This is a genomic window from Octadecabacter dasysiphoniae, assembly GCF_021532615.1.
GTDB classification, from domain to species: domain Bacteria; phylum Pseudomonadota; class Alphaproteobacteria; order Rhodobacterales; family Rhodobacteraceae; genus Octadecabacter; species Octadecabacter dasysiphoniae.
Map to the genome: position 1 here is coordinate 248,311 of NZ_JAKGAQ010000004.1, position 23,690 is coordinate 272,000.

Genomic DNA, 23,690 nt, shown 5'->3' on the forward strand with positions numbered 1-23,690 from the left:
AAGTCGGTCTTGTTTCTATGCAAAGTTGCAAACATTTCTGCTAAAATTTGCAGAGAATTTGAATCGCATGTCGCTAGGCTAACGGATGCTTCACCAATTAAGACCTCCTTAACATTTGTGAGGAGTCGGTGATGCGGTGGTTGATATTGATAGCGTGTGTGGCGGTGGCGGGATGTGATGTTGCGGTGCCAACTGGCGCGCCCATGGCGGATGTGCGCGCTGTGATTAGCACGCGGGATATCGCGATGAACCGGCCCAACACCACCACCCGAGAGGCGCTTTTCAGGATGCGCGCGGATGGCACTGGCACGGTTGAATTTATCGCAAACCCGGACGGGGCTCAGGATGTTGCGTGGACGTTGCAGGGCGATCGGTTTTGCATCGCTGCAGACGAAGGCCTGATGGCTAGTTTTGAATGCGCCACGCTGTCGCTGGATGGCGCGCAGGTCACTTTCGCGCATACGCAGTCGGGCAACGTGGCCACGGGCGTTTTGATGCCCCGTTAACCGTAATGCTTAACCGGCGTGCCCGCGACGGCCGCCATGTTCAGCAAACCCCGCGCAGTAATCGATGGCGTCACGATATGCGCGCGGTTGCCCATGCCCATCAAGATCGGCCCAACCTCAAGCCCGCCCCCCTTCATCTTCAGGATATTGCGCACACCACTTGCGGCATCCGCATGCCCAAAGATCAGCACGTTCGCGGGGCCCTTCATCCGGTTGCCGGGCAACAAACGTTCGCGCAGATCAGGATCCAGCGCGGCATCGACGTTCATCTCGCCCTCGTAAGTGAAATCGACCTTTTGGCTGTCAAGAATGCGCATGGCGGCGCGAATACGTGTGCCCGTATCGCAATCTAGATTGCCGAATTGTGATTGCGCACAGAACGCGATGTTCGGCTTCAGGCCAAAGCGTTTGACGTGGCGCGCCGCGGCAATGGCGGTTTGGGCAATCTGTTCGCCCGTGGGTTCGGATCGCACGTGGGTGTCGGCGATGAAAAGCGGCCCGTCCTCAAGGATCATCATGGACAGCGCGCCTTGCACCTTCAGGTCCTTGCCCAAGATCTGTTCAATGTAATTCAAATGCCAGCGGAACTGCCCGAAGGTGCCGCAGATCATGCTGTCGGCCTCACCACGTTGCACCATAACGGCACCAATCGCCGTGGTGTTGGTGCGCATGACGGCCTTGGCAAGATCGGGTGTCACGCCTTTGCGGGCCATAAGGCTATGATATGTATCCCAATAATCGCGGTAGCGCGGATCGTTTTCAGGGTTCACGATATCAAGTTTATCAAGATCAACGTCTAGACCCGCGCGCTCTGCACGGGCGCGGATAACATCGGGTCGCCCGATCAGGATTGGCGTTTCGGTGGTTTCTTCCAACACCGCTTGGCAGGCGCGCAGCACGCGTTCGTCTTCGCCCTCAGTAAAGACAATGCGGCGGGCGGCGGTTGCGGCGGCTTGGAACACAGGGCGCATCAGCAGGGCGGATTTGAACACGGACGCATCCAAAGACGCCTTATAGGTAGGCAAATCGACGGGGCGGGTGGCCACGCCGGTTTCCATCGCGGCCTTGGCGACGGCGGATGCCACGACGCCCATCAGGCGCGGATCAAACGGTTTGGGGATCAGGTATTCCGGCCCGAATGTCAGCTGTTCGCCTTGATAGGCGGCGGCGGCCTCTGCGCTGGTCGTGGCACGGGCAAGGGCGGCGATGCCCTCAACACAACCGATCTGCATGGCGTCGTTGATTTCCGTCGCGCCCACATCCAACGCCCCGCGAAAGATAAACGGGAAACACAGTACGTTGTTGACTTGATTGGGGAAATCGCTGCGCCCGGTGGCCATGATCGCGTTCGGCGCGACCGTGCGCACGTCCTCGGGGGTGATTTCGGGGTTTGGATTGGCCAGCGCAAAAATAATCGGCGCATCGGCCATTTTGGCCACCATGTCTGGTTTTAAAACACCGGGGCCGGACAGGCCAAGGAACAAATCAGCCCCATCGATCACATCCCCCAACGTGGCTGCTGTTGTACCTTGCGCGAACTCTGCCTTTTGCGGCGTCATGTCTTTTTCGCGGCCCTTATAAACCAGCCCTTCGATATCACACAGCCAGACGTTTTCGCGTTTCACACCAAGTTTCAGCAACATGTTGAGGCAGGCAATACCCGCCGCGCCGCCGCCCGTGCTGACGATTTTGATATCTTCGAATTTCTTGCCCGTAACCTGCAACGCATTCGTCGCGGCGGCCCCGACGACGATGGCGGTGCCGTGCTGGTCGTCGTGAAACACGGGGATGTTCATCCGCTCGCGGCAAATCTTTTCCACGATAAAGCAGTCGGGCGCTTTGATGTCTTCAAGGTTGATGGCGCCGAATGTGGGTTCCATCGCGCAAACAATATCGGCCAGCTTTTCGGGGTCGGGCTGGTCCAGCTCAATGTCAAAACAATCGATATTGGCAAATTTCTTGAACAAAACCGCCTTGCCTTCCATCACCGGCTTGGACGCAAGACCACCGATGTTTCCCAACCCCAACACCGCTGTGCCGTTGGTCACAACCGCCACCAGATTGCCGCGCGCGGTGTAATCGCGCGCAGTTGCGGGGTCGTTCTTGATCTCGATGCAGGCTTCCGCGACGCCGGGGGAATAGGCCCGCGCCAGATCGCGCCCGTTGGCCAACGGTTTGGTTGCGCGTATTTCCAGCTTTCCGGGTTTCGGGTGGCGGTGATAATCCAAGGCCGCCTGTCGAAGCGTTTCTTTGTGGGCGTCGTTTGGCGTATCGGGCATGTATCTGACCTATCAATTCAAGGCGTGCAAAAAGTAGTTTAACGTTAAACTATCTGGCTGCCGCAAGGGAAGCGTTATGACAGCTATACGGACAAGATGCACTCTCTTGCAAATCCGAAAACTGGAAGTCACGGTGTTTGAATGACAAATGAAGCTGAAATTCGCGCCGAAGTCTGCCTGCCGACCACGGCCCTGACTGACGATATTGCGTTCTTTACCAAAACCTTACGGATGCGGATGGCGTCGATTTATCCGGCAGATGATCCTTCTGTTGCGGTTTTTGAAGGGCACGGCCTGCGCGTGCGGATGGATCAGGGGCAGTCGGGCCCCACAGGCCATTTGCGTATTTTGACAGATGATAACGGGTTCTGTGATAAAACCACGCTAACCGCACCTGGTGGCACGACCGTTGAAATTGCACCACTGAACCCGCCGCTCTATCTGCCGGAAACAGATCACGCGTTTGTTGTGCGCCGCTTGGCGGATCAGGCGCCTTGGGTGATCGGGCGCGCGGGCATGCACTACCGCGATCTGATCCCGACGCGCCTTGGCGGGTCCATCATTGCGTCCCACATCCGTATTCCCGATGGCGGCCCCGTGCCCGATATGGTGCATTTTCACCGCGTCGGGTTTCAGTTGATCTATTGTTATCGCGGTTGGGTCGATGTGGTGTACGAGGATCAAGGCGGCCCAATCCGCCTGCATGCGGGGGATTGTTTCATCCAACCACCCGAAATCCGCCACCGCGTGCTCGAGGCGTCGGACGGAATCGAAGTGATCGAAATTGGTGTTCCCGCAGAACATGTCACTGAAATTGATCATGTAATGGCGTTGCCCACCCCCGATTTGCGGCCAGATCGTGAATGGCAGGGGCAGCGGTTTGTGCGCAACATTGGCGCAGCGTCCGAATGGCACCCCTTTCGTTTGCCGGGCTACATCGCGCGCGACACAACGATCAATGACGCCACAAAATCCGTGGCGGGCGTGCAAGTCATCCGTCGTGGCAAGGGCGATCCGCGCTGGAGCACACATGACGCGGACATTCATTTCACCTTCGTCATGGAAGGCGCAATCACGCTTGAGGGGGAGGGCAAAGATCCCTACCGCCTCGCGCCGGGGGATGCATTTGTGATCCCCCCGGGAATGGCCACCCGCTACAGCGACCCGACCGATGACGTCGAATTGCTTGAGGTCACGCTGGCGGGGGCCTTTGACACAACGCTGATTTAGGGTGTTTTTCGGCCGGTTCGTCCAGCGCGATAACGCGATTGGCAGCTTTCAACATATTGGGCATAATATTCTTCTTTCGCGGCCTTAACGCGCAAGGGTGCTGTCGGGTTCCACTTGCACTTGATGGCCCGCAAAGCCAAACTTCTTCCAACCAAGGAGTCCTGATGTCCCTTCTCGATGATGCCCGCGCCGTGCGCGAAAACGCCTATGCCCCCTATTCAAATTTTGCCGTGGGCGCGGCCTTGCGCACGCCGCAGGGGGATGTGTTCACAGGGATCAACGTGGAAAACGTCGCCTATCCGGAAGGCACCTGCGCCGAAGCCGGGGCCATTGCGGCAATGTGCGCGGCGGGCGCGCGTGAAATCGCGGAAATCGCTGTGATCGCAGACGCACCGGCGCCCGTGCCGCCCTGCGGTGGGTGCCGCCAGAAAATAGCGGAATTCGCGAAAGGGGACGTCGTCGTTACTATGTCGACGATGGATGGCACGACCTTGCAAATGACAGTGTCAGATCTGTTGCCCGGACGTTTCACCGCGGATCACATGGCCAATACATAACTGATGGACAGCAGGGCGATCATTGCGAAAATTCGGCGCGGGCAAGACCCGAGCGCGCAGGAACTTGCGTGGTTTACCAATGGTTTAGCAACACGCGAAGTGTCGGACGCACAGGCGGGCGCCTTTGCGATGGCGGTGTGCCTGAAAGGGCTGAGCGATGAAGGCCGCGTCGCGTTGACCGCAGGAATGCGCGACAGCGGGGATGTCATGAAATGGGATTTGCCGGGGCCTGTTTTGGACAAACATTCCACAGGCGGTGTCGGTGATCCTGTGTCCTTGATCCTGGCACCTGCCTTGGCGGCCTGTGATGTTTTTGTGCCGATGGTGTCCGGGCGCGGGCTGGGCCACACGGGGGGCACCCTTGATAAGCTCGAATCTATTCCCGGCCTGTCCACGTCACAGAACACAGCTACCTTTCGCAAAATCACCCGTGATATCGGCTGCGCGATTGTCGGCGCGACCAAGGCCATCGCGCCCGCAGATAAACGTTTATATGCTGTTCGCGATGTCACAGCCACTGTGGAAAGTGTTGATTTGATCTGCGCGTCAATCCTGTCCAAAAAACTTGCCGCGGGATTGGATGGCTTGGTTCTGGATGTGAAGGCAGGCAGCGGCGCGTTCATGAAAACCCCGCAAGAGGCCGCGGCACTCGCCCGCGCGCTGACCTCGACGGCCAATGGGGCTGGCACGCCCACGGCCGCCTTCATCACCGATATGTCACAACCCTTGGCCCCTGCGCTGGGCAACGCGCTTGAGGTTGCGGTGTGTCTTGAGGTTTTGTCGGGCAACCGCGCCGCCGCCCCGCGCCTGCATGATTTGACCTTGGCGTTGTGCGCGCGCGTGCTGGCGCTGGCGGGCCATGCGGAGGGCGAGGCAGAGGAGCGCGTTAAAGCGGCGATATCATCAGGGCATGCAATGGTCTGTTTTGCCGCGATGGTACGCGCCATGGGCGGCCCCCCAGATATCGCCGACGATTGGCACACCCACCTGCCCAAAGCACCTGTCGTGGGGGATGTGCCCGCCCCGAAATCCGGTGTCATTCGCGCAATCAACGGTGAATCCTTGGGCCTCGCGGTTGTCGCAATGGGCGGTGGTCGCCAGATCGAAAGTGATCGCATTGACCCGCGCGTGGGGCTGTCAGATGTGATAGAATTGGGCGCAACGGTCAGCCGCGGCGACCCGATCGCCACAATTCACGCCGCCGACGAAGACAGCGCAGAGGCCGCAGCCCACGCCGTTTTGCGCGCCGTCGACATCGGCGAAGCGGCTGAGCTGAATGATTTAATTATTGAACGGATTGATCGATGACGCGCGCCTTTTTGATTGTGATCGACAGTGTTGGCATCGGCGGTGCGCCTGATGCTGGCGATTTTTTCAACGGCAACGTGCCCGATACCGGTGCGAATACGCTGGGCCATATCATACAGGCCTGCGCCGAAGGTCAGGCCGAAGACGGGCGCAGCGGGCCGCTGAAAATCCCGCATCTGAACAGCCTTGGGGCAGGGGCCGCGATGGCGCTTGCGACGGGTCTTGATGTTGGCTGGCCCGCGCCGACGGGGGCCTTTGCGGCCGCCACCGAAGTCAGCATCGGCAAGGACACACCGTCAGGCCATTGGGAATTGGCAGGGGTGCCCGTCCCGTGGGATTGGCACACATTTCCCGACACAACACCGGCTTTTCCGCAGAACGTCACCGACCGGATACGCGAACTCGCGGGGACGGACGGCATCCTCGCCAATTGCCATGAATCCGGCACGCAGGTGATTGAAACCTTTGGCGTTGAACACATCCGCACGGGCCAGCCGATTTGCTACACCTCCGTCGACAGCGTTCTGCAAATTGCCGCGCACGTGGATCACTTCGGGTTGGATCGATTGTTAAAGCTGTGCGAAGACCTCGCTCCGATGTTGCACGACATGAAAGTAGGTCGCGTGATCGCCCGCCCGTTCAAAGGCGAAGAAGGCCATTTTGAAAGAACGCTCGACCGCCACGATTACGCAATCGCCCCCCCCGCGCCAACATTGTGCGACTGGGTGCATGACGCGGGTCGATCCGTGCAAGCGATTGGAAAGATTGGCGATATATTCTCAATGCGGGGCATAGACGAGGTGCGTAAGGGCGCCGACGTCACCTTGATGAACCACCTGTCCGACATGATCGATACCGCGCCAGATGGCGGGTTCGTGTTCGCCAATTTTGTCGAATTTGACAGCCTTTATGGCCATCGCCGCGACGTGTCAGGATATGCGCGTCACCTTGAATGGTTCGATGCTGCCTTGGGTGATCTGTTGCCCAAACTGCGCGACGGTGATCTGTTGTGCGTCACCGCCGATCATGGCAACGATCCGACATGGATTGGCGGCGATCACACCCGCGAACGTGTGCCCGTGCTGATACACGGAATCGGCGCAAAAGACCTTGGTCATGTTGCGTTCGTTGATGTCGCGGCGTCCATCGCAACCCATTTGGACGTGCCCGTTCGCGGCCCCGGAAAGAGCTTTCTATGACCCATAAGACACTCCCGAAGATTGAATTGCACACCCACCTCGAAGGGTGCGCGCCACCTGCATTTATTCGCGGGTTGGCCAAGGAAAAGTCGCTTGATATCAGCGGCATATTCAACCCCGACGGCACCTATGCCTATCGTGACTTTGACCATTTTCTGCAGGTCTACGAGGCCGCATGCACGACCCTGCAAAGCCCGCAGGATTTCTATCGCCTCGTGAAGGCCGTTCTCGAAGAAAGCGCATCACACGGTGTTGTTTATCAAGAAACGTTTGTGTCGCCCGATTTTTGCGGCGGCGGTGATCTGGCCGCGTGGCGCGATTATCTTGCGGCCATGGAATCCGCCGCCGCCGAGGCCGAGGCAGAGCACGGGATCACCCTGAAGGGCATCATCACATGTATCCGCCATTTTGGGCCGGATGCTGCGAAACCCACGGCCATCTGCGCCGTTGAAACCTTCGGTGATTTCATCACGGGGTTTGGCATGGCGGGCGGTGAAATGGTCGGCCGTCCGGGTGATTACGACTATGCCTTTGATATGGCACGAGAAGCAGGCATGCCGCTGACCTGTCATGCGGGCGAATGGGGCGGCCCCGATATGGTGGCCGACACGCTGCGCGATCTCAAAGTTCAGCGCATTGGCCACGGTGTGAACGCGATCCAGGACACCAATCTTGTCGCTGAACTGGCCGACAACGGCGTCACGCTTGAGGTCTGCCCGGGCTCTAATGTGTTTTTGCAGGCCACGGGGGGATGGTCCGATCACCCGATCCAGAAACTGCGCGACGCGGGCGTGAAGGTTACGGTGTCCACCGACGATCCGCCCTTCTTTGCGACCACCATGACCCATGAATTTGACATGCTCGCCCGGACGTTCGGGTGGGGCGACGCGGATTTCAACGAGATCAACCAAACAGCCCTTGAGGCCGCGTTTTGTGATGATGCGACCCGGGCCAAAATCGCCAAACGATTGGAGACCACATGAGCAAACTGCCCCACCTGACCCATGTCACCCACCCGTTGGTGCAGCACAAACTGACACTGATGCGCGACAAAGACACATCGACGGCCGTGTTTCGCCAGCTTCTGCGCGAAATTTCACAACTGCTGGCCTATGAGGTCACGCGGGAACTGCCGATGACCACAAAGACCATCGAAACCCCTATGGAACAGATGGAGGCCCCGACCCTCAAAGGGCGAAAACTGGCGTTGATTTCGATCCTGCGGGCGGGCAACGGATTGCTTGACGGTATGCTGGAACTGATCCCTTCGGCGCGTGTCGGGTTTGTGGGGTTGTACCGCGACGAAGAAACGCTTCAGCCGGTGCAGTATTATTTCAAGGTCCCCGAAGCGATGGAGGACCGCATGGTCATCGCGGTTGATCCGATGTTGGCGACGGGAAATTCATCCATCGCCGCAATCAATCTGTTGAAGGAGTCTGGCGCAAAAGACATCCGCTTTTTGTGCCTTCTGGCGTCACCCGAAGGGATTGCCGCCATGAAATCAGCCCATCCTGACGTGCCGATTGTAACAGCTTCGGTGGATAGTCACTTGAATGACAATGGATATATTGTTCCGGGGCTAGGGGATGCGGGCGATCGAATGTTTGGCACAAAATAGAGGGGACAATCCCTTTACATTATAGGCATTGTTCTGCATCCTCACACAATATCTTGTGGGGGCAACAATGCTGTATTTTGGACAAACGTCTGATCGACGATCTGGCTTTCTTTCGACAGTTGCGGTGATCGCAGCGCTAGGGGCTGGATCAGCGTCCGCGCAATCGCTGCGTGATGCGGGCGGTCCGGCTGAATTTCCACCATCATCTTTCACGGCCAATCAATACGTCGACAGCCGCGGATGCGTCTTTGTGCGCGCCGGAATTGGCGGGGCAACGGAATGGGTCCCACGTGTTTCGCGCAGCCGCGAACAATTGTGTGGCTTTGCGCCCACGCAGGTCGCTGGCGCGTCCTCGGTGGCGCCGCGCGTCAACGCACCCAACCCATTGGACACGCCCGTTGCCGGACTTGAGGCACGCGCGCCTGCACCGGTGCAAGCCGCAGCCCCTGTCATCGCCGCAGCCCCGGCGCCTGTCGTGCGCGCACCTGCACCGACCCCAACCGTCAGCGCGCCCACATCGCGACGCAACCTTCCGACGTCTTCCGCCAATGCGATCAACCCGCTGACGGGCCGCCCTGTTGGTGCCGCCGCACCGCGCGTGCCAGTTCAAACAGCGGCCCCATCGCCAAGGGTCATTACGGCACCAGCCGCGACGACAAGCCCACGGGTTTTGACACGCGCGCAGGCCTGTGCGGGCCTTACCGGTGTGCAGCCTAATTTGATCAGCCAGCGCACGGGTCAGCCAATCAATTGCGGTGGTGGTACGGGCGTTCAGATCGCGGCGGCAACACAGCGCCCCGCGGCGGCAACACCGGCAACACAATCGCGGATGTCACGGGCGCAGGCCTGTGCGGACTCTGCAGCAACAGGACGCCAATACGTCAGTGCGACGACAGGTTTGCCCATGCGATGCGGCCCCCAAAGCCAGGCCATCACATCTGGCAACAGCACATTTGATCGCCTGCGTGCAGATCTTGCCCGCCCACAGCGCAGCTATTCCAATCCGCTTGATGCGGCCCCGGGTGCTTTGTTCGCCCCCGGCATTCGCCCACGCGTCGCATCGACGAGTGCCGTTCCTTATTCCAACCCCCTCGACGGGGCACCCGGTTCGACAACATTTACCCCGGGCGTGAACACGCGTCTTGCGGCAAGCTGTAATTTTGGCGGCTCAACCGGATCGATGTCCGGACGGTGCGGGCCACAGGCACAATCGCCATCAGGTCAGGCGACCAACCTTGTGGCGCGTGCGCGCACATCGCCCTCATCGCAGGGTATCGTCGCGCAGATTTTGGGCCAGGAACCCGCACCCTATTCTAACCCGGCCCGCAGCTATGCCCTGCCAGCGCCCACAGTCGCGCCCGGGTACCAATCGGTATGGAATGATGGCCGTTTGAACACGCAGCGCGGCATTCGCACGGGCCCACAAATCCAAAGCCCGTCAGGCGCGACAAACACGGTGCGCTATGCAACGGCCCCGCGCGCGCAGGCGGCCCAGCAGCCCCGCGCTGTGACGCCCGCCGCCGCGCAACCAAGCCAGCGCAGCGAACAACTCAGCGGCCACCGCTACGTTCAGGTCGGCACATTTGCGACCCGCGATCAGGCACAATCAATCGCACAATCGTTGCGCGCGCGTGGCTTGCCAATGCGGATCGGTGTGTTCAATCAGAACGGTCAGGAAATGCGCATGGTTCTGGCTGGACCGTTTGGCAGTGACAGCCAGCTACAAAACGCGCTGGGGACAGCACGTGGCGCTGGTTATTCGGGCGCGTTTACACGCCGCTAAGACTTGCGAAATTTACACAAAGCCCTGCGATCCAGTCGCGGGGCTTTTTCACGTCTTAACCACAGATCCCTTGCAGGCTGATCCATTCCGCGTCGCTTAGCAGTGCGGTTGGTTGCGTGGTTTTCATCGGATCGGCCTCAATCAAGCCAAGGGTGGTTTCGCCCGTGACATCAAGGGCATAGGCGAAGGGCGTGCTCGGCACCTGCGCCTGTTCGAACAGTGCCAGCAGGCCCGCATCATCCACCCGCGGTGACGGGTTGGCGAACAGAGTTACAGCGTAATCCTGCAATGTGTCAGGGGCGATGTCGCCGGTTGTCAGCAGGGTAAACGTCGTCCCGATCCCGGCCTCTTGCAGGACCGCCGCAAGGGGATCTTGTCGGCGCACCTGTGCAGCCGCTGCGATGATATGGCCGGCGACCACGGCGGGATCTTCGGTGTCTTCAATCAGATCGCGGTTCATCACAATCAACCCGCCAGGCAAATAAACAGCCGTTTCAGGGCCGGAGGGGACAACAAAAACCTGCCCGCCCGCATCTGGACCAAGGGCGCGTGCGTGCAGTTTTCCCAGCGCTTGGGTGCCAAGCGGGCTGCGGCAGGTTTGCCCCGTGACCCGCTGGATATGGCCAAGCAGCGTGGCCCCGATTTCGGCGCGTTTGACGGTGGGCACGACAGATTGTGCTTCTCTTATCAGCGCGTTGGGCAGCCAGAACACACCCAAACCGACAAACCCTGCGACGACGGCCAGAATGCCCACGCTGCGCAATCGGCCCGGCCTGCTGCGCCGCCGTTTGACGGTTTTGCGTACCTTTTCCATCGCATCAATCATGAAATCATCACTGATTTCAAGGGTCTCGACCGCGTCACTGGCGGGCGTAAACAGGGCAGGGCGTTCGCCCGCATTCAGGCGCTGAACTGCCGGAAGGGACCAATGGGTTAACGGGCGTCCAGCACTGTCTGAAATCACCAATGTGGCCTCGCCGAAGGACACCGTGACTTCACGGCGCTGCGCATCCGGATCGGGCCGCCAAAGGCCGCCGCTTTCCAATCGCGAAAATTCGGTCAGTGCTGTCATGTTGGGGCCTGCTCTGCCTCCGGTTTTTTGCATCATAACGCGGGCGGATTTGAAAAGACAGGGCCGCAATGCATGCCTTGTCCGGCATCCGCAGGCAGGTCATGATATGTCGGATGTATTTCGGAGCCTGTTCATGAAAATCGCTGATATTATCAATCTGGATCACTACGCGATGGACGCCGCGTTTGGTGCGGCGTGTGCCGCCACCTTGGACGCAGACGGCGTTTTGGTGCTGCCCGAATTCATTCGCCCCGATGCGCTGGCGGCGATGCAGGCCGAAGCGATTGCAGGACAAGACAGCGCCTATTTTTGTGCCCAGAACCATTCGGTTTATCTGACACCTGCTGATCCTGCCTTTGGTCCCGATCATCCCGCCAACCGTCAGGTTGAATCCTCCAAAGGGTGCATTTGCGATGATATGGTTGGCGCGGCGTCGCCTTTGCGCACCCTGTATGACGATGTCGGGTTTCGCGATTTTGTGAAACGCACGACTGGCGAAACGCAGCTTCATGCCTACGCCGACCCGTTGTCGTCCATCAACATCCACTACGCGGGGCGCGGGCAGGAACTTGGTTGGCATTTTGACAATTCGTCCTTTGCGATCACCCTGTTGATCCAGAAACCGGATGCGGGATCGCGGTTTGAATATCTGCGTGATTTGCGCGATGCGGACGCAGGCGAGATGAACTTTGACGGCGTCGCGGATTTGCTTGACGGGCGCGTGGCGCCGCGTGTTCTTGAAATGGAGCCGGGCACGCTCGTGCTGTTTCGCGGGCGCAATTCCATTCACCGTGTATCGCCCAACGAAAGCGACAAAATGCGGATGCTGGCCGTGCTGGCTTACAACGCACAAGCGGGTGTTGAGCTGTCGGAAAGCGCGCGTATGACGTTTTATGGGCGTCTGGGCTAGGGTCGGTCAGGCCGACTTAAACGACTTTCGCAATTCGAATTTCTGGATTTTTCCGGTCGATGTTTTTGGCAATTCGCCGAACACGACCTTCTTGGGGCATTTGAACCCTGCAAGGCGTTCGCGGGTAAACGCGATCAACGCGGCCTCGTCCCCGTTGTGCCCTTCTTTCAGTTCAACAAAGGCGCAGGGCACTTCACCCCATTTATCATCTGGCATAGCGACCACGGCGCATAGCATCACGTCAGGATGCCCCATCAGCGCGCTTTCAACTTCGACAGAGCTGATGTTTTCACCGCCCGAAATGATAATATCCTTGGCGCGGTCTGCGATCTGGATAGATCCATCCGCGTGTTGAACAGCCAGATCTTCCGAATGGAAATATCCGCCTTTGAATGCCTTGGCGGTGGCGTCGGGGTTTTTCAAATACCCTTTCATCACGGAATTGCCGCGGATCACGATTTCGCCCTGCGTCGCGCCGTCCATCGGCACCTGTTCCATCGCATCTGACATGACGGTGATGTCTTCCATTTGCGGAAATGCGACGCCTTGTCGGGCTTTGATCGCGGCCTGTTCGTCTTGGGGCAGATCGTCCCAATCTTCATTCCACAAACATTCGGTCACGTGGCCGTAGGTTTCTGTCAGCCCGTAAACCTGCTGGACGTTGAACCCCAGCGTGCCGATCGCGGCCAATGTGGCGGGGGCAGGCGGTGCGCCCGCTGTGAACACCTCAACCGTGTGATCAAAATCGCGACGTTCGGTGTCTTTGGCGTTCACCAAAAGGTTCAACACGATGGGCGCTCCGCCAAAGTGGGTCACACCTTCGTCGGCAATCGCATCATAAATCGCAGCCGCCGAAATATCGCGACAACATACAACCGTGCCGCCCAGCATCGGCATCATCCATGTGTGGTTCCAGCCGTTGCAGTGAAACAGCGGCACGATGGTCAGGAATTTTGGGTGCAGCGTCATACGCCATGTGACGGGCGTGCCCATGGTCATCAGATACGCGCCGCGGTGATGATACACGACGCCCTTGGGCCGCCCTGTGGTGCCGGATGTGTAATTCAGCGCAAGGCTTTCCCATTCATCCTGCGGCATGATCCAGTTGAACGCGGGGTCACCCGCATCCAGGAACGTTTCGTAATCAATTTGTTCGCCAATTTCAGGCACACCGGCCTGGGCATCGGGCACTTCGACGACAAGCGGCGCGTCGCCCTCCATCAGATCAATCGCCTGCATGCACACGGGCAAAAACTGGCTGTCACAGATCACGACCTTGGCTTCGCCGTGATCAAAGATATAGGCGATCGTGTCCACATCCAGCCGGATGTTGATGGTGTTCAGGACGGCGCCCGCCGCCGGCACGCCGAAATGCGCCTCTGCTTGGGCGGGGATATTGGGCAGCAGTGTCGCCACAACATCACCGGGCTGCACACCCGCCTGCACCAAGGCCGACGCCAGCTGTGATACGCGCGCATGATACTGCGCGTAGGTCAGGCGCATGTCGCCATAAACCAACGCCTCGCGGGTTGGGAACACCTTGGCGGCGCGCGCCAAATGGCTCAACGGGGTCAACGGCACATAGTTTGCGGGGGTCTTGTCCAGACCTGTCTCGTCCCTCATCCAACCCATAGCGTGTCCTCCCAGATGCTCTCTCAATTGTCTGACATATAAAGTGGTGAGTGTTTGGAAATGTCAAACGCAGATCATTGCTTGCATGCGTCGTTTTTAGACTGGCACTTGGTCTGCCCATTCACGACAGTGGGATTATGCAATCAACCAATTCCACCCTTTCGACGCTGTGCACCCTGTCTGGCATGTTTGTTCTTGGGGTCAGCGACAACCTGATTGTCCTTGTCTCTGAAATTTCGTCGCTTTGGCTGTTTCACGCGGCCCGCTCTGCGGTGGCGATGCCGCTGATCTTTGTGCTGACACTGCTGGGCTTGGGCGTGTTTCGCGCACATCGCCCTGCAATGGTTCTGGCGCGCAACTTTTTCACCGCGACAGCCCTGCTGATTTATTTTGGCTGCCTTGCGGTGCTGCCCATCGGGGTGGTCGTCGCAGGGCTGTTCACCGCGCCGATCTTTGTGTTGGTCTTTTCTGTTCTGTTTCGCGGCCAACAGGTGGGCCTGTGGCGCTGGCTGGCCGTGGGGATCGGGTTTTGCGGTGCTCTTTTGGTGGTCTGGCCCCAGGATGGCGGGCTGACATGGCTGTCGCTGTTCCCGATTGTGGCGGGTGTCTTTTATGCCATCGGGGCGATTGGAACACGGGCGTGGTGCGAAGGCGAAGATGCCTTTGTGATGGCCTTCGCGTATTTTCTGATCCTCGGGATCTATGGCGCAATTGGGGTGGCCGTGCTGGCGGTGTTCCCCTTGGACGCCGCACCATTGGCAGACGGCTGGATGCAACGCGGCTACGTCGCCCCGAACCTGACAGTGGCTTGGGTCGTGGTGGCGCAGGCTGTGGGCAGCATCATCGGTGTCGTTCTTTTGACCCGGGGCTATCAATTGGGCGAAGCGTCCTATGTCGCGATTAACGAATATTCCCTGATCGTATTCGCATCGTTCTTTGCCTGGCTGATGTGGGGGCAAACCCTTGGGCTTGTGGCACTGATCGGGATTGCGATGATCATTGCATCAGGGTCCATCATCGCGCTGAGGTCAAAATGATTATTTCGCGCGGGCGTGGCTATATCTTTGTGCACATCCCTAAGACGGGCGGAACGGCCATGGCCCTCGCGCTGGAAGATCGTGCCAAGGCGGATGACATCATGATTGGCGATACTCCGAAGGCGGTGAAACGGCGTGGCAAGGTGAAGGGCGTGCAGACGGCGGGGCGGTTGTGGAAACATTCCACGCTGGCGGACGCCGAAGGTTTGATCACGCGCGATGACATGCGCGATCTGTTCACCTTTACCCTCGTGCGCAATCCGTGGGACCGCATGGTCAGCTATTTCCATTGGCTCCGAACCCAAAGTTTTGATCATCCCGCAGTGGCCTTGGCGCAGTCCAAAGGGTTTTCGGGGTTTTTGAACGCGCCGCTGACACAGGCCACGTTTCGCAAAAACCCCTATGCATCCTATCTGACTGACAGTGCGGGGGTGCAGCACGCTGATCTTTATATCCGGCTCGAACACCTCGCGGATGATATCGCCCCGCTTGCCGATCTATTGGGGTTTATGCCGGACATGAAAATCGCCAACGCAAGCGCACGGCCCCGTGATTGGCGCGGGTTCTATACGGAATCAGATGCTGAACTTCTTGGGGAATTGTGCGCCACGGACATCAAAACCCATGGATATACCTTCGATCCGGCATGACGCGCGGGCCTGATTGTTTCCAGTTTCATGGTTAATCGCCCGTTTACCAATTCATTCCCCGTTAAGTTTGATCAATGCCCCAAACTTGCCCCTTTGTGCGCCAAGGAGCGCCATGGGAATCACCCCAAATGATTTTGTTGCTACCGACCACGTCACTGCCAAAACAAAAACGGCGCGGTCGAAAATCAAAACAAGACATGGGGATGTCAAAATGTTTGCTTGGAAAAACACCGCTTGGGACGCTGCTAAAAACGAGTCCGCACTGCCAAAACTGGACGCACGGACAACCGGAATGGTTGCGGGCACAAAGGTCGCCACGAACGCTGGATGGGCGAACGTCGAAACGATCCGCGAGGGCCAGCAGGTTTTGACATTTGATGGCGGGCTTCAAACCGTCATCGCAGTCACACGTCATCCGTTGATGGCCGACACCGGCGAAATCGCAAGCTGGCCGTTGTTCGTGCCTGCCGGTGCTTTGGGCAACCGCGCTGACATGACGATCCTGCCGCACCAATCCGTTATGATCGAAAGCGACGCGGCAGAAGATATGACAGGCGATCCCTTTGCGCTGATCCCGGGTGCGGCATTGTCCGGCTTTCGCGGCATCACCCAGATGCGCGCGTCCGATTGGGTTGAGGTGATCCAATTGCACTTTGCGCAGGACGAAATCGTATTCGCCAACATTGGTGCGTTGTTCTTGTGCCGTGCGCAGGCTGACCTGATGTCAGACGCGCCAGCATCGTCCTATGACGTTTTGTCGATTGAGGTGGCCGAGGACCTGATCGATTGCCTGATGTTTGAAGACGAAGGCCACGCGCCATCGTTTTCCACACAAACCGTGGCGGCCTAACGCCACGTACGAGTTGCAACCGGGGGCTGTTCCTTCGATTGCAGCCGTTCGGGCCTCGGGCTTTCCCCCAGAAAAAACGAGGGTCGAACGGGCCCCGCCGCTGGTGACAGCGGCGGGGCAGTTTTTTGGCAAAGGGCGTTTAGGCTGCTTTGCTGTCCTGTCCGGTTCCGAACCGTCCGTAGAACGATTGGCCCTTGTCGGCCATTTCGCGCAACAGGGCAGGGCAGGCAAAGCGCTCTCCGTGGGTTTTTGTCAGCTCATCACACCGCGCGGCGGCGTAGGGCGCACCAAGGATATCAAGCCAGCTGAACGGGCCACCGGACCAAGGCGCAAAGCCCCAGCCAAGGATCGCGCCAACATCACCTTCGCGGATGTCCATCAGTACGTCTTCTTCCAGGGCGCGCACGGCCTCAAGCACTTGGGAAAACAGCAGGCGATGCTGCACGTCTGTCAGGTCAGGCTGTTCTGCGGCAGGTGTGTAGCGCTCAGTCAGGCCAGCCCACAAACCTTGGCGTTTGCCCTTTTCGTCGTAGTCGTAAAAGCCTGCTTTGGTCTTGCGACCAAGGCGGCCTTCGTCGGCCATCCAAAAGATCAGCTCGTCTGCCGTATCATCATAGTCAGACCCCATCGCGGCCTTCGTCGCCTTGGCGATTTTCACGCCGAGGTCGATGGAGGTTTCATCCGTCAACTGCAGCGGGCCTAGCGGCATGCCGACCAGTTTTGCGGCGTTTTCGATCAGGGCAGGGGCGACGCCTTCTTGCAGCATCCGCACGCCCTCGTTGACGTAGGGCAGAATGCAGCGGTTGGCGTAAAAGAAGCGTTCGTCATTTACGACAATCGGTGTCTTGCGGATCTGGCGCACGAAATCCAAAGACTTCGCGACGGCCACATTGCCGGTTTCTTTACCTCGGATGATTTCAACCAGCGCCATTTTGTCGACGGGGCTGAAGAAGTGGATGCCGATAAACTGGTCAGGGCGCACAGATGCCTTGGCCAATTCGGTGATCGGCAGGGTCGATGTGTTGGTCGCGAAAATTGCATCGTCACCGACAATCGCTTCGACCTTCTTGGTCATCTCGGCCTTTACGCCAACGTCCTCGAACACGGCCTCAACGATCAGATCGCAATCTTTTAGCGCCTCAAGGTCGGTGGTGGCGTTGATCAATGCCAGCACGGCCTCTTTCTTTTCTTCGGTCGCCTTTTTGCGGGCGATCCCTTTGTCCATGTAGGCGGTGGTATAGTCTTTGCCTTTGTCGGCAGCGGCCTGTTCGCGGTCGATCAGTACGACTTCGATCCCAGCCAAAGCGGACACAAGCGAAATACCAGCACCCATCATGCCCGCGCCCAACACGCCAACCTTTTTGACGGTCTGATCGGCCACATCAGGACGGTTCGCACCCTTTTCCAAGGCTTCTTTGTTGATAAACAGCGACCGGATCATCGCCTCGGAACTCGGGTTCATCAGCACGTTCGTGAACCAACGCGCTTCGATCTTGAGGGCCGTATCAAACGGGACCATCGCGCCCTCGTAGATGGCTGACAGCATCGCCTTAGCCGCAGGGTAGACGCCTTGCGTCTTGCTATTGACCATCGCAGAGGCACCCACAAAGGTCATAAAACCAGCCGGGTGATAGGGTTCGCCGCCGGGCATTTTGTAACCCTTTTCGTCCCATGGCTTGACGATCTTGGGTTCGGACAGAACCCAGGCTTTGGCAGCCGCCAATAGCTCGTCCGCTGGAACGACCTCATCCACGACGCCAGCTTGTTTGGCCTTCGTCGGGTTGTTCATTTTACCTTCAAGCAACAGCGGCGATGCCATCATCGCGCCCATCTTGCGCACCAGACGGGTTGTGCCGCCCATGCCCGGGAAAATACCGACCATGATTTCCGGCAAACCAATCTTTGCCTTCGCATTGTCAGCGGCAAAAATGCGGTGACACGCCAGCGGGATTTCCAGACCAATGCCAAGCGCGGTGCCGGGCAGGGCGGCTGCAATCGGCTTGCCGCCTTTGTTGGTTTTCGCATCCATGCCCGCGCGTTCGATCTTGCGCAGGATGCCGTGGGATTTCATCAAACCGTCCATCAGGCCACGTGCCGGATCATCGCCCGCCGATGCCTTCATCTTGGCGATGATGTTCAAATCCATCCCACCCGCAAAGCTGTCTTTTTTGCCGGACGTGATGATAATGCCTTTCACGGCGTCGTCAGCCAGCGCCGTGTCGACGCAAGCATCCAGATCATCCCAGCCTTCGAGGCTAAGAACGTTCATGGATTTACCAACCACGTCCCATGTGATGATAGCGACGCCATCAGCGTCCGTTTTCATTGTAAAATCAGTCATGTGTGATCCTTTCAGGGTCAAATTTCGGCAGCTGCGGGATCTTTGGATCATCGGCCACGATGGGCAGGGACATAATGCCGCCCGCCCGTCTCAGGGCGTTGGCGCTGGCCGTCTCGAGCCAGTGTCCGTTGATCCGTTCCAACCGCAGCCGATTGGGGTAGGGTTTGTTCAGGCGATGTCCGCTGCTCATCATATGAGAGATATGGGTGCCTTCGATCCGGTCTGGCGTGATGAATTCCGCCTCTGTGCAAAGCCTGATAAACGCGGTGACACGTTGCATGCGCAAAGTTTCGAAATACTCGGCCAGTATCGCGCGTTCGTGGGCGCCGTCTTTGATAACCGTCGTGCCCCCATCGCACACCATCACGTTCGGATAGCTCATGCGCGAAATAAACGTCTCGGCGTCCGCCCGCAAAAGGGCGTCTGACAAGACATCGATATGCGCTTGATAAAGTGCGACAGGGTCAGTCGGGTCGACGGCCATCAGGGTTACACCCGTTCAATGATTGTTGCTGCCCCCATGCCAGACGCGATGCAAAGCGTGGCAAGGCCAACTTCTTTGTCAGAGCGTTCAAGTTCATCCAGCAACGTGCCGATGATGATCGCACCTGTCGCACCCAGCGGATGACCCATAGCGATCGATCCACCGTTTACGTTGACCACGCTGTGATCCACGTTGAACGCCTGCATGAAACGCAGCACGACAGATGAAAACGCTTCGTTGACTTCAAACAAATCGATGTCTGAAATGGCCATGCCCGCGTCTTCAAGGATCTTGTGCGTCACAGGCACAGGCCCGGTCAGCATGATAGTTGGATCCGTGCCGATTTTCGCCGTCTGGCGGATACGCGCGCGTGGCTTCAGGCCGAACTTTTCGCCAAATTCCTTCGACCCGATCAAGACACCAGCGGCCCCGTCCACGATACCAGACGAGTTGCCCGCCGTGTGGATATGGTTGATCCGCTCAAGATGCGGGTACTTCATCAGCGCGACCTTGTCGAAACCAGGCATCACTTCGCCCATGTCCTTGAACGCGGCCTTCAGGCCACCAAGGCTTTGCATGTCCGTTTGCGGGCGCATGTATTCGTCATGCGCCAGGATTTCCAAACCGTTCTGGTCTTTGACGGGCACGATAGACTTGGCAAAACGGTTGTCTTTCCAAGCGGCCTCAGCGCGGTTTTGGGACGCCACGGCGAGGGCATCTGCATCGTCACGGCTGAACCCGTATTCCGTCGCAATGATGTCGGCAGAAATACCCTGGGGCACAAAATAGGTGTCCATTGCGATGGATGGATCAACGGCAATCGCCGCCCCGTCACTGCCCATGGGCACACGGCCCATCATTTCAACGCCACCAGCGATGTAACCCATCCCGGCCCCGCCGCGCACTTGGTTGGCGGCCAGATTGACGGCCTCCATGCCGGACGCACAAAAGCGGTTGATCGCAAGACCAGGGATCGATTGATCGAGGTCAGACGCCAAAACGGCCGTGCGCGCCAGACAGCCGCCCTGTTCTTTGACTTGGGTCACATTGCCCCAAATGACGTCCTCAACGGCATGGCCCTCAAGGTTGTTGCGGGCCTTCAGGGCATTCAAAACGCCTGCGGACAGCTTGGCGGAGGTCACTTCGTGAAGCGCGCCGTCCTTGCGGCCCTTGCCGCGTGGGGTACGGATGGTGTCGTAGATATAAGCGTCGGTCATGGTCTCTCCTTTAGGGCCATGTTTAAGATCTGTCAGCGGGTGAACCCGGCATCAGATCATAGGGATGTTTCCAGCGTGGCGTGGCCTCAATGGCGGACAACCAGGCGTCAATGTGGGGGAAATCTGCACGGTCAAACCCGAACGGTTCGGGGTAAAACAGATAGCCGGAACAGGCGATGTCGGCGATTGTCAGATCAGCCCCTGTCAGGAATTTCGTATCACTCAGTTGGGTTTCGATCACTTTCAAACCACCCATCAAACGGGCGGACTGGAACGCGATCACATCGGCGTTGCGCCGTTCTTCGGGCATGAAATTCATCATGAAACGCAGACCACCTGCCACGCCACTGATCTTGTGATTGTCAAAGAACATCCAACGCAGCACATCGCGACGTTCCGCAGCAGACCGCCCGCCCAGTTTGCCTGTCTTGGAGGACACGTAATCCTGGATCACGCCAGACTGCGTCAAAACCAGATCACCGTCCTCCATCACAGGGACTTCGCCCATGACGTTGAGTGCTTTGAATTCATCAGTGCGCGCGCCGCCGTTGAAGAAATCAACATAGACGGGTTCCCACTCGGCCTCCGACAGCTCAAGCGTCAGGGCCGCCTTATAAGCGTTCCCGCTTTCGCCAAAGCAATGCAGTTTGATCATGATGTTGCCCCTTTCAAGGGATGCGCCTTGTGGCTGGCGGCGGGTTTGAGTTTTTTGGCCTAGATGAAGGGGCGCGGTGTGCGCTTTCATAAACCATTAAGGTTAACGCCATACGGTTAGGGCGCGGCGATAGCTGGAGAGCGACTCGGCGTCCTAGGTGAAGCCCCGATCCGTCGTGCAGCGCTCCTGAAACGGAGAACACTCGGCCGGTCGGGGTGGAGCGCCGCGCCCCTTCATCTAGGCCAAAAAACTCCCCCCGGAGGGTCGGTTTGCATCGCACGCGGTGGCGTCTCATTTCTTGCGCGCCTCCAGTTCAGAATTAAAAATCCGCAACCTGTGGGCAAACGTGTCGTCGTCGATGATTGAATCGAAGTGTTCAAACAGGAACGACAACGCCTCTCCTTCGTCTAGTCCAGCGTCGCGCGAAAACTTCTTTAGGCGACGGTATCCGTCTTCCGTCATGGCGACGGGAAAACGACGGGTGAGGCGGAAACGTTTGGGCATGTGACCTCTAATATAGGAACGAAAGGGGGCAGAGTTAACCTGCCACCCCCGATCTTGGTATCGTGCGCTTAGAAGTTCGCAGCGTCCAGCGCCATCACGGTGTCACCACCTGTGTTGATCCGCGCAAGGTGCATCGCCGTCGCCGGAAGCTGGCGCGCCATGTAGTAGCGGCCTGTCGCGATCTTGGTTTCGTGGAACGCGGTGTCGGTGTCGCCCGCGGCCAACGCCTCCATGGATGCCTTTGCCATGCGTGCCCACATCAGACCGAAACAGACATGTCCCATCATGTGCATGAAATCATAAGATCCGGCCAGCGCGTGATTGGGGTTCTTCATGCCGTTCTGCATGAAATACATACCTGCGGCCTGAAGGTCTTTTGACGCGGCTTTCAGCGGATCGAGGAAGTCCTTTTCGAACGCCTCATCACCTTTGTTTTCAGACACATATGTTTTAATCATCTCAAAGAACGCCATGACGTGCTTGCCGCCGTCCTGCGCCAGTTTGCGACCCACAAGGTCAAGCGCCTGAACGCCGTTGGCCCCTTCGTAGATCATCGCGATACGGGCATCGCGGGCATATTGGGACATGCCCCATTCTTCGATGTAGCCGTGTCCGCCGTAGACCTGCTGTGCTGCTGTGGCGTATTCGAAACCCTTGTCGGTCAAAAAGCCTTTGATGACGGGTGTCATCAGCGAAATCAGGCCTTCGGCCTCTTCGTTGTTGTTCTTGTGGGCGCGGTCAATCAGGGTTGATCCCCAGAATGTCAGCGCGCGCGCGCCTTCCACAAAGGATTTCTGATCCATCAGGTTGCGGCGAATATCGGGGTGCACGATCAGCGGATCGGCAGGACCGTTGGGGTTTTCAGCACCCGTGACAGCGCGGCCCTGAAGACGATCATTGGCGTAGGCCACTGCGTTTTGATAGGCGATTTCTGCTTGTGCGTAGCCCTGAAGGCCAACACCCATGCGGGCTTCGTTCATCATGGTGAACATGGCGCGCATGCCTTTGTGCATCTCGCCGATCAGATAGCCTTTGGCGCCATCATAGTTCATCACGCAGGTTGCGTTGCCGTGGATGCCCATCTTTTCTTCGATCTTGCCGACGGTGACGGGGTTGCGATCACCCAGTGATCCATCTTCGTTCACGATAAACTTTGGTACGATAAACAGCGACACACCTTTGATGCCCTCGGGCCCACCGGGGATTTTCGCCAGCACAAGGTGGATAATGTTATCAGCCATGTCGTGATCACCGGCCGAGATAAAGATCTTCTGGCCCGTCACCGCATAGCTGCCGTCGTCTTGTGGCTCTGCCTTCGTGCGCATCAGGCCCAGATCGGTGCCGCAGTGCGGTTCGGTCAGGTTCATCGTGCCTGTCCATTCGCAGGTCGTCATTTTCGGCAGGTACGTCTGTTTCTGCGCGTCTGATCCGTGGATGTAGATCGCGGAATAGGCACCGTGGGTCAGGCCTTGGTACATCTGGAACGCCATGTTCGCGCTGACCAATGTTTCCTGTGCGGCGGTGTGCATGACATACGGCAGGCCTTGGCCCCCGTATTCAGGATCGCAATCCATTGCCGTCCAGCCGCCGTCTTTCATTGCCTTGAAGGCTTCTTTGAAACCGGTTGGTGTGCGCACGACACCGTTTTCCAAGGTGCAGCCTTCGACGTCGCCCACATGGTTCAGCGGCAGCAACACTTCGGTTGCGACTTTGCCGGCTTCTTCCAATACGGCCCCGGTGAAATCACGGTCCAGTTCATCGTAACCGGGGATGTCTTGCTGGGACACCTTCAGCACGTCGTGAAGGAGGAACTGCATGTCTTTGGTGGGGGCGTTGTAGATCGGCATATGGGTTCTCT

The 23,690-nt window shown here is 58.3% G+C and carries 21 protein-coding genes; 12 read left to right on the top strand and 9 right to left on the bottom strand.

What is annotated here, in order from left to right; translation table 11 throughout:
• The first annotated feature begins 131 nt into the window (after positions 1 to 131).
• The gene (locus L0664_RS15620) at positions 132 to 506 is read left to right on the top strand and encodes a hypothetical protein (RefSeq protein WP_235226826.1); all 375 of its coding nucleotides are present in this window, start codon (positions 132 to 134) and stop codon (positions 504 to 506) included.
• Here L0664_RS15620 and L0664_RS15625 read toward each other — a convergent pair.
• Positions 503 to 2,785 (bottom strand): NADP-dependent malic enzyme, encoded by a 2,283-nt coding sequence (locus L0664_RS15625; protein ID WP_235226827.1) that lies wholly within the window; start codon positions 2,783 to 2,785, stop codon positions 503 to 505. The two genes, L0664_RS15620 and L0664_RS15625, sit on opposite strands and share 4 nt — an antisense overlap.
• A gap of 141 nt (positions 2,786 to 2,926) precedes the next feature.
• Here L0664_RS15625 and L0664_RS15630 point away from each other — a divergent pair, with 141 nt between their 5' ends.
• The 7 genes from L0664_RS15630 to L0664_RS15660 all read left to right on the top strand — a co-directional run bounded on the left by L0664_RS15630 (position 2,927) and on the right by L0664_RS15660 (position 10,480).
• Positions 2,927 to 4,015, top strand: coding sequence for a cupin domain-containing protein (locus L0664_RS15630; protein WP_235226828.1), 1,089 nt, complete (start codon positions 2,927 to 2,929; stop codon positions 4,013 to 4,015).
• Between the two features lie 65 nt (positions 4,016 to 4,080).
• Positions 4,081 to 4,572 carry a cytidine deaminase gene (locus L0664_RS15635; RefSeq protein WP_472850257.1) on the top strand — a complete coding sequence of 164 codons (492 nt, stop codon included), beginning with the start codon at positions 4,081 to 4,083 and terminating at the stop codon, positions 4,570 to 4,572.
• A gap of 3 nt (positions 4,573 to 4,575) precedes the next feature.
• A complete protein-coding gene (locus L0664_RS15640) occupies positions 4,576 to 5,880 on the top strand; it encodes a thymidine phosphorylase (RefSeq protein WP_235226830.1) in 1,305 nt (434 codons plus the stop codon).
• Positions 5,877 to 7,079, top strand: a complete 1,203-nt coding sequence (locus tag L0664_RS15645) for a phosphopentomutase (protein WP_235226831.1) — start codon at positions 5,877 to 5,879, stop codon at positions 7,077 to 7,079. Before L0664_RS15640 ends, L0664_RS15645 begins: the two co-directional genes overlap by 4 nt.
• Complete coding sequence (locus L0664_RS15650) at positions 7,076 to 8,062, top strand: adenosine deaminase (RefSeq protein WP_235226832.1); 987 nt, start codon at positions 7,076 to 7,078, stop codon at positions 8,060 to 8,062. The genes L0664_RS15645 and L0664_RS15650 overlap by 4 nt, the downstream gene beginning before the upstream one ends.
• Positions 8,059 to 8,697, top strand: coding sequence for a uracil phosphoribosyltransferase (gene upp, locus L0664_RS15655; RefSeq protein WP_235226833.1), 639 nt, complete (start codon positions 8,059 to 8,061; stop codon positions 8,695 to 8,697). The genes L0664_RS15650 and upp overlap by 4 nt, the downstream gene beginning before the upstream one ends.
• A 67-nt stretch (positions 8,698 to 8,764) precedes the next feature.
• The gene (locus L0664_RS15660; RefSeq protein ID WP_235226834.1) at positions 8,765 to 10,480 is read left to right on the top strand and encodes an SPOR domain-containing protein; all 1,716 of its coding nucleotides are present in this window, start codon (positions 8,765 to 8,767) and stop codon (positions 10,478 to 10,480) included.
• Positions 10,481 to 10,535: 55 nt separating this feature from the next.
• Here the strand turns inward: L0664_RS15660 and L0664_RS15665 are convergent, their stop codons facing one another.
• A complete protein-coding gene (locus tag L0664_RS15665) occupies positions 10,536 to 11,552 on the bottom strand; it encodes a hypothetical protein (protein WP_235226835.1) in 1,017 nt (338 codons plus the stop codon).
• 106 nt (positions 11,553 to 11,658) lie between these two features.
• On the opposite strand from L0664_RS15665, the gene L0664_RS15670 reads away from it, so the two are divergent.
• Entirely contained in the window at positions 11,659 to 12,462 is an 804-nt protein-coding gene (locus tag L0664_RS15670) for a HalD/BesD family halogenase (protein ID WP_235226836.1), read from the top strand.
• A 6-nt stretch (positions 12,463 to 12,468) separates the two neighbouring features.
• Here L0664_RS15670 and L0664_RS15675 read toward each other — a convergent pair whose 3' ends face one another.
• Entirely contained in the window at positions 12,469 to 14,094 is a 1,626-nt protein-coding gene (locus L0664_RS15675) for an AMP-binding protein (RefSeq protein WP_235226837.1), read from the bottom strand.
• A gap of 185 nt (positions 14,095 to 14,279) precedes the next feature.
• Between L0664_RS15675 and L0664_RS15680 the strand changes: the two genes are divergently transcribed.
• From L0664_RS15680 to L0664_RS15690, 3 genes are all read left to right on the top strand, one after another.
• Entirely contained in the window at positions 14,280 to 15,131 is an 852-nt protein-coding gene (locus L0664_RS15680) for a DMT family transporter (RefSeq protein WP_235226838.1), read from the top strand.
• A complete protein-coding gene (locus L0664_RS15685) occupies positions 15,128 to 15,781 on the top strand; it encodes a sulfotransferase family 2 domain-containing protein (protein WP_235226839.1) in 654 nt (217 codons plus the stop codon). The genes L0664_RS15680 and L0664_RS15685 overlap by 4 nt, the downstream gene beginning before the upstream one ends.
• Positions 15,782 to 15,992: 211 nt before the next feature.
• Positions 15,993 to 16,631, top strand: a complete 639-nt coding sequence (locus L0664_RS15690; protein ID WP_235226840.1) for a Hint domain-containing protein — start codon at positions 15,993 to 15,995, stop codon at positions 16,629 to 16,631.
• Positions 16,632 to 16,770: 139 nt separating this feature from the next.
• On the opposite strand, the gene L0664_RS15695 is transcribed toward L0664_RS15690, so the two are convergent.
• The 6 genes from L0664_RS15695 to L0664_RS15720 all read right to left on the bottom strand — a co-directional run bounded on the left by L0664_RS15695 (position 16,771) and on the right by L0664_RS15720 (position 23,679).
• Positions 16,771 to 18,972: a 3-hydroxyacyl-CoA dehydrogenase NAD-binding domain-containing protein gene (locus L0664_RS15695; protein ID WP_235226841.1), complete on the bottom strand. Its 2,202-nt coding sequence runs from the start codon at positions 18,970 to 18,972 to the stop codon at positions 16,771 to 16,773.
• A complete protein-coding gene (locus tag L0664_RS15700; protein ID WP_235226842.1) occupies positions 18,965 to 19,456 on the bottom strand; it encodes a hypothetical protein in 492 nt (163 codons plus the stop codon). Before L0664_RS15700 ends, L0664_RS15695 begins: the two co-directional genes overlap by 8 nt.
• A 5-nt stretch (positions 19,457 to 19,461) precedes the next feature.
• Positions 19,462 to 20,673: an acetyl-CoA C-acetyltransferase gene (locus L0664_RS15705; RefSeq protein ID WP_235226843.1), complete on the bottom strand. Its 1,212-nt coding sequence runs from the start codon at positions 20,671 to 20,673 to the stop codon at positions 19,462 to 19,464.
• 22 nt (positions 20,674 to 20,695) lie between these two features.
• Positions 20,696 to 21,328, bottom strand: coding sequence for a glutathione S-transferase family protein (locus L0664_RS15710; RefSeq protein ID WP_235226844.1), 633 nt, complete (start codon positions 21,326 to 21,328; stop codon positions 20,696 to 20,698).
• 291 nt (positions 21,329 to 21,619) lie between these two features.
• On the bottom strand, positions 21,620 to 21,832 hold the full coding sequence (locus L0664_RS15715; RefSeq protein WP_235226845.1) for a hypothetical protein: 213 nt from the start codon (positions 21,830 to 21,832) through the stop codon (positions 21,620 to 21,622).
• Between the two features lie 68 nt (positions 21,833 to 21,900).
• Entirely contained in the window at positions 21,901 to 23,679 is a 1,779-nt protein-coding gene (locus L0664_RS15720) for an acyl-CoA dehydrogenase C-terminal domain-containing protein (RefSeq protein ID WP_235226846.1), read from the bottom strand.
• Positions 23,680 to 23,690: the final 11 nt, after the last annotated feature.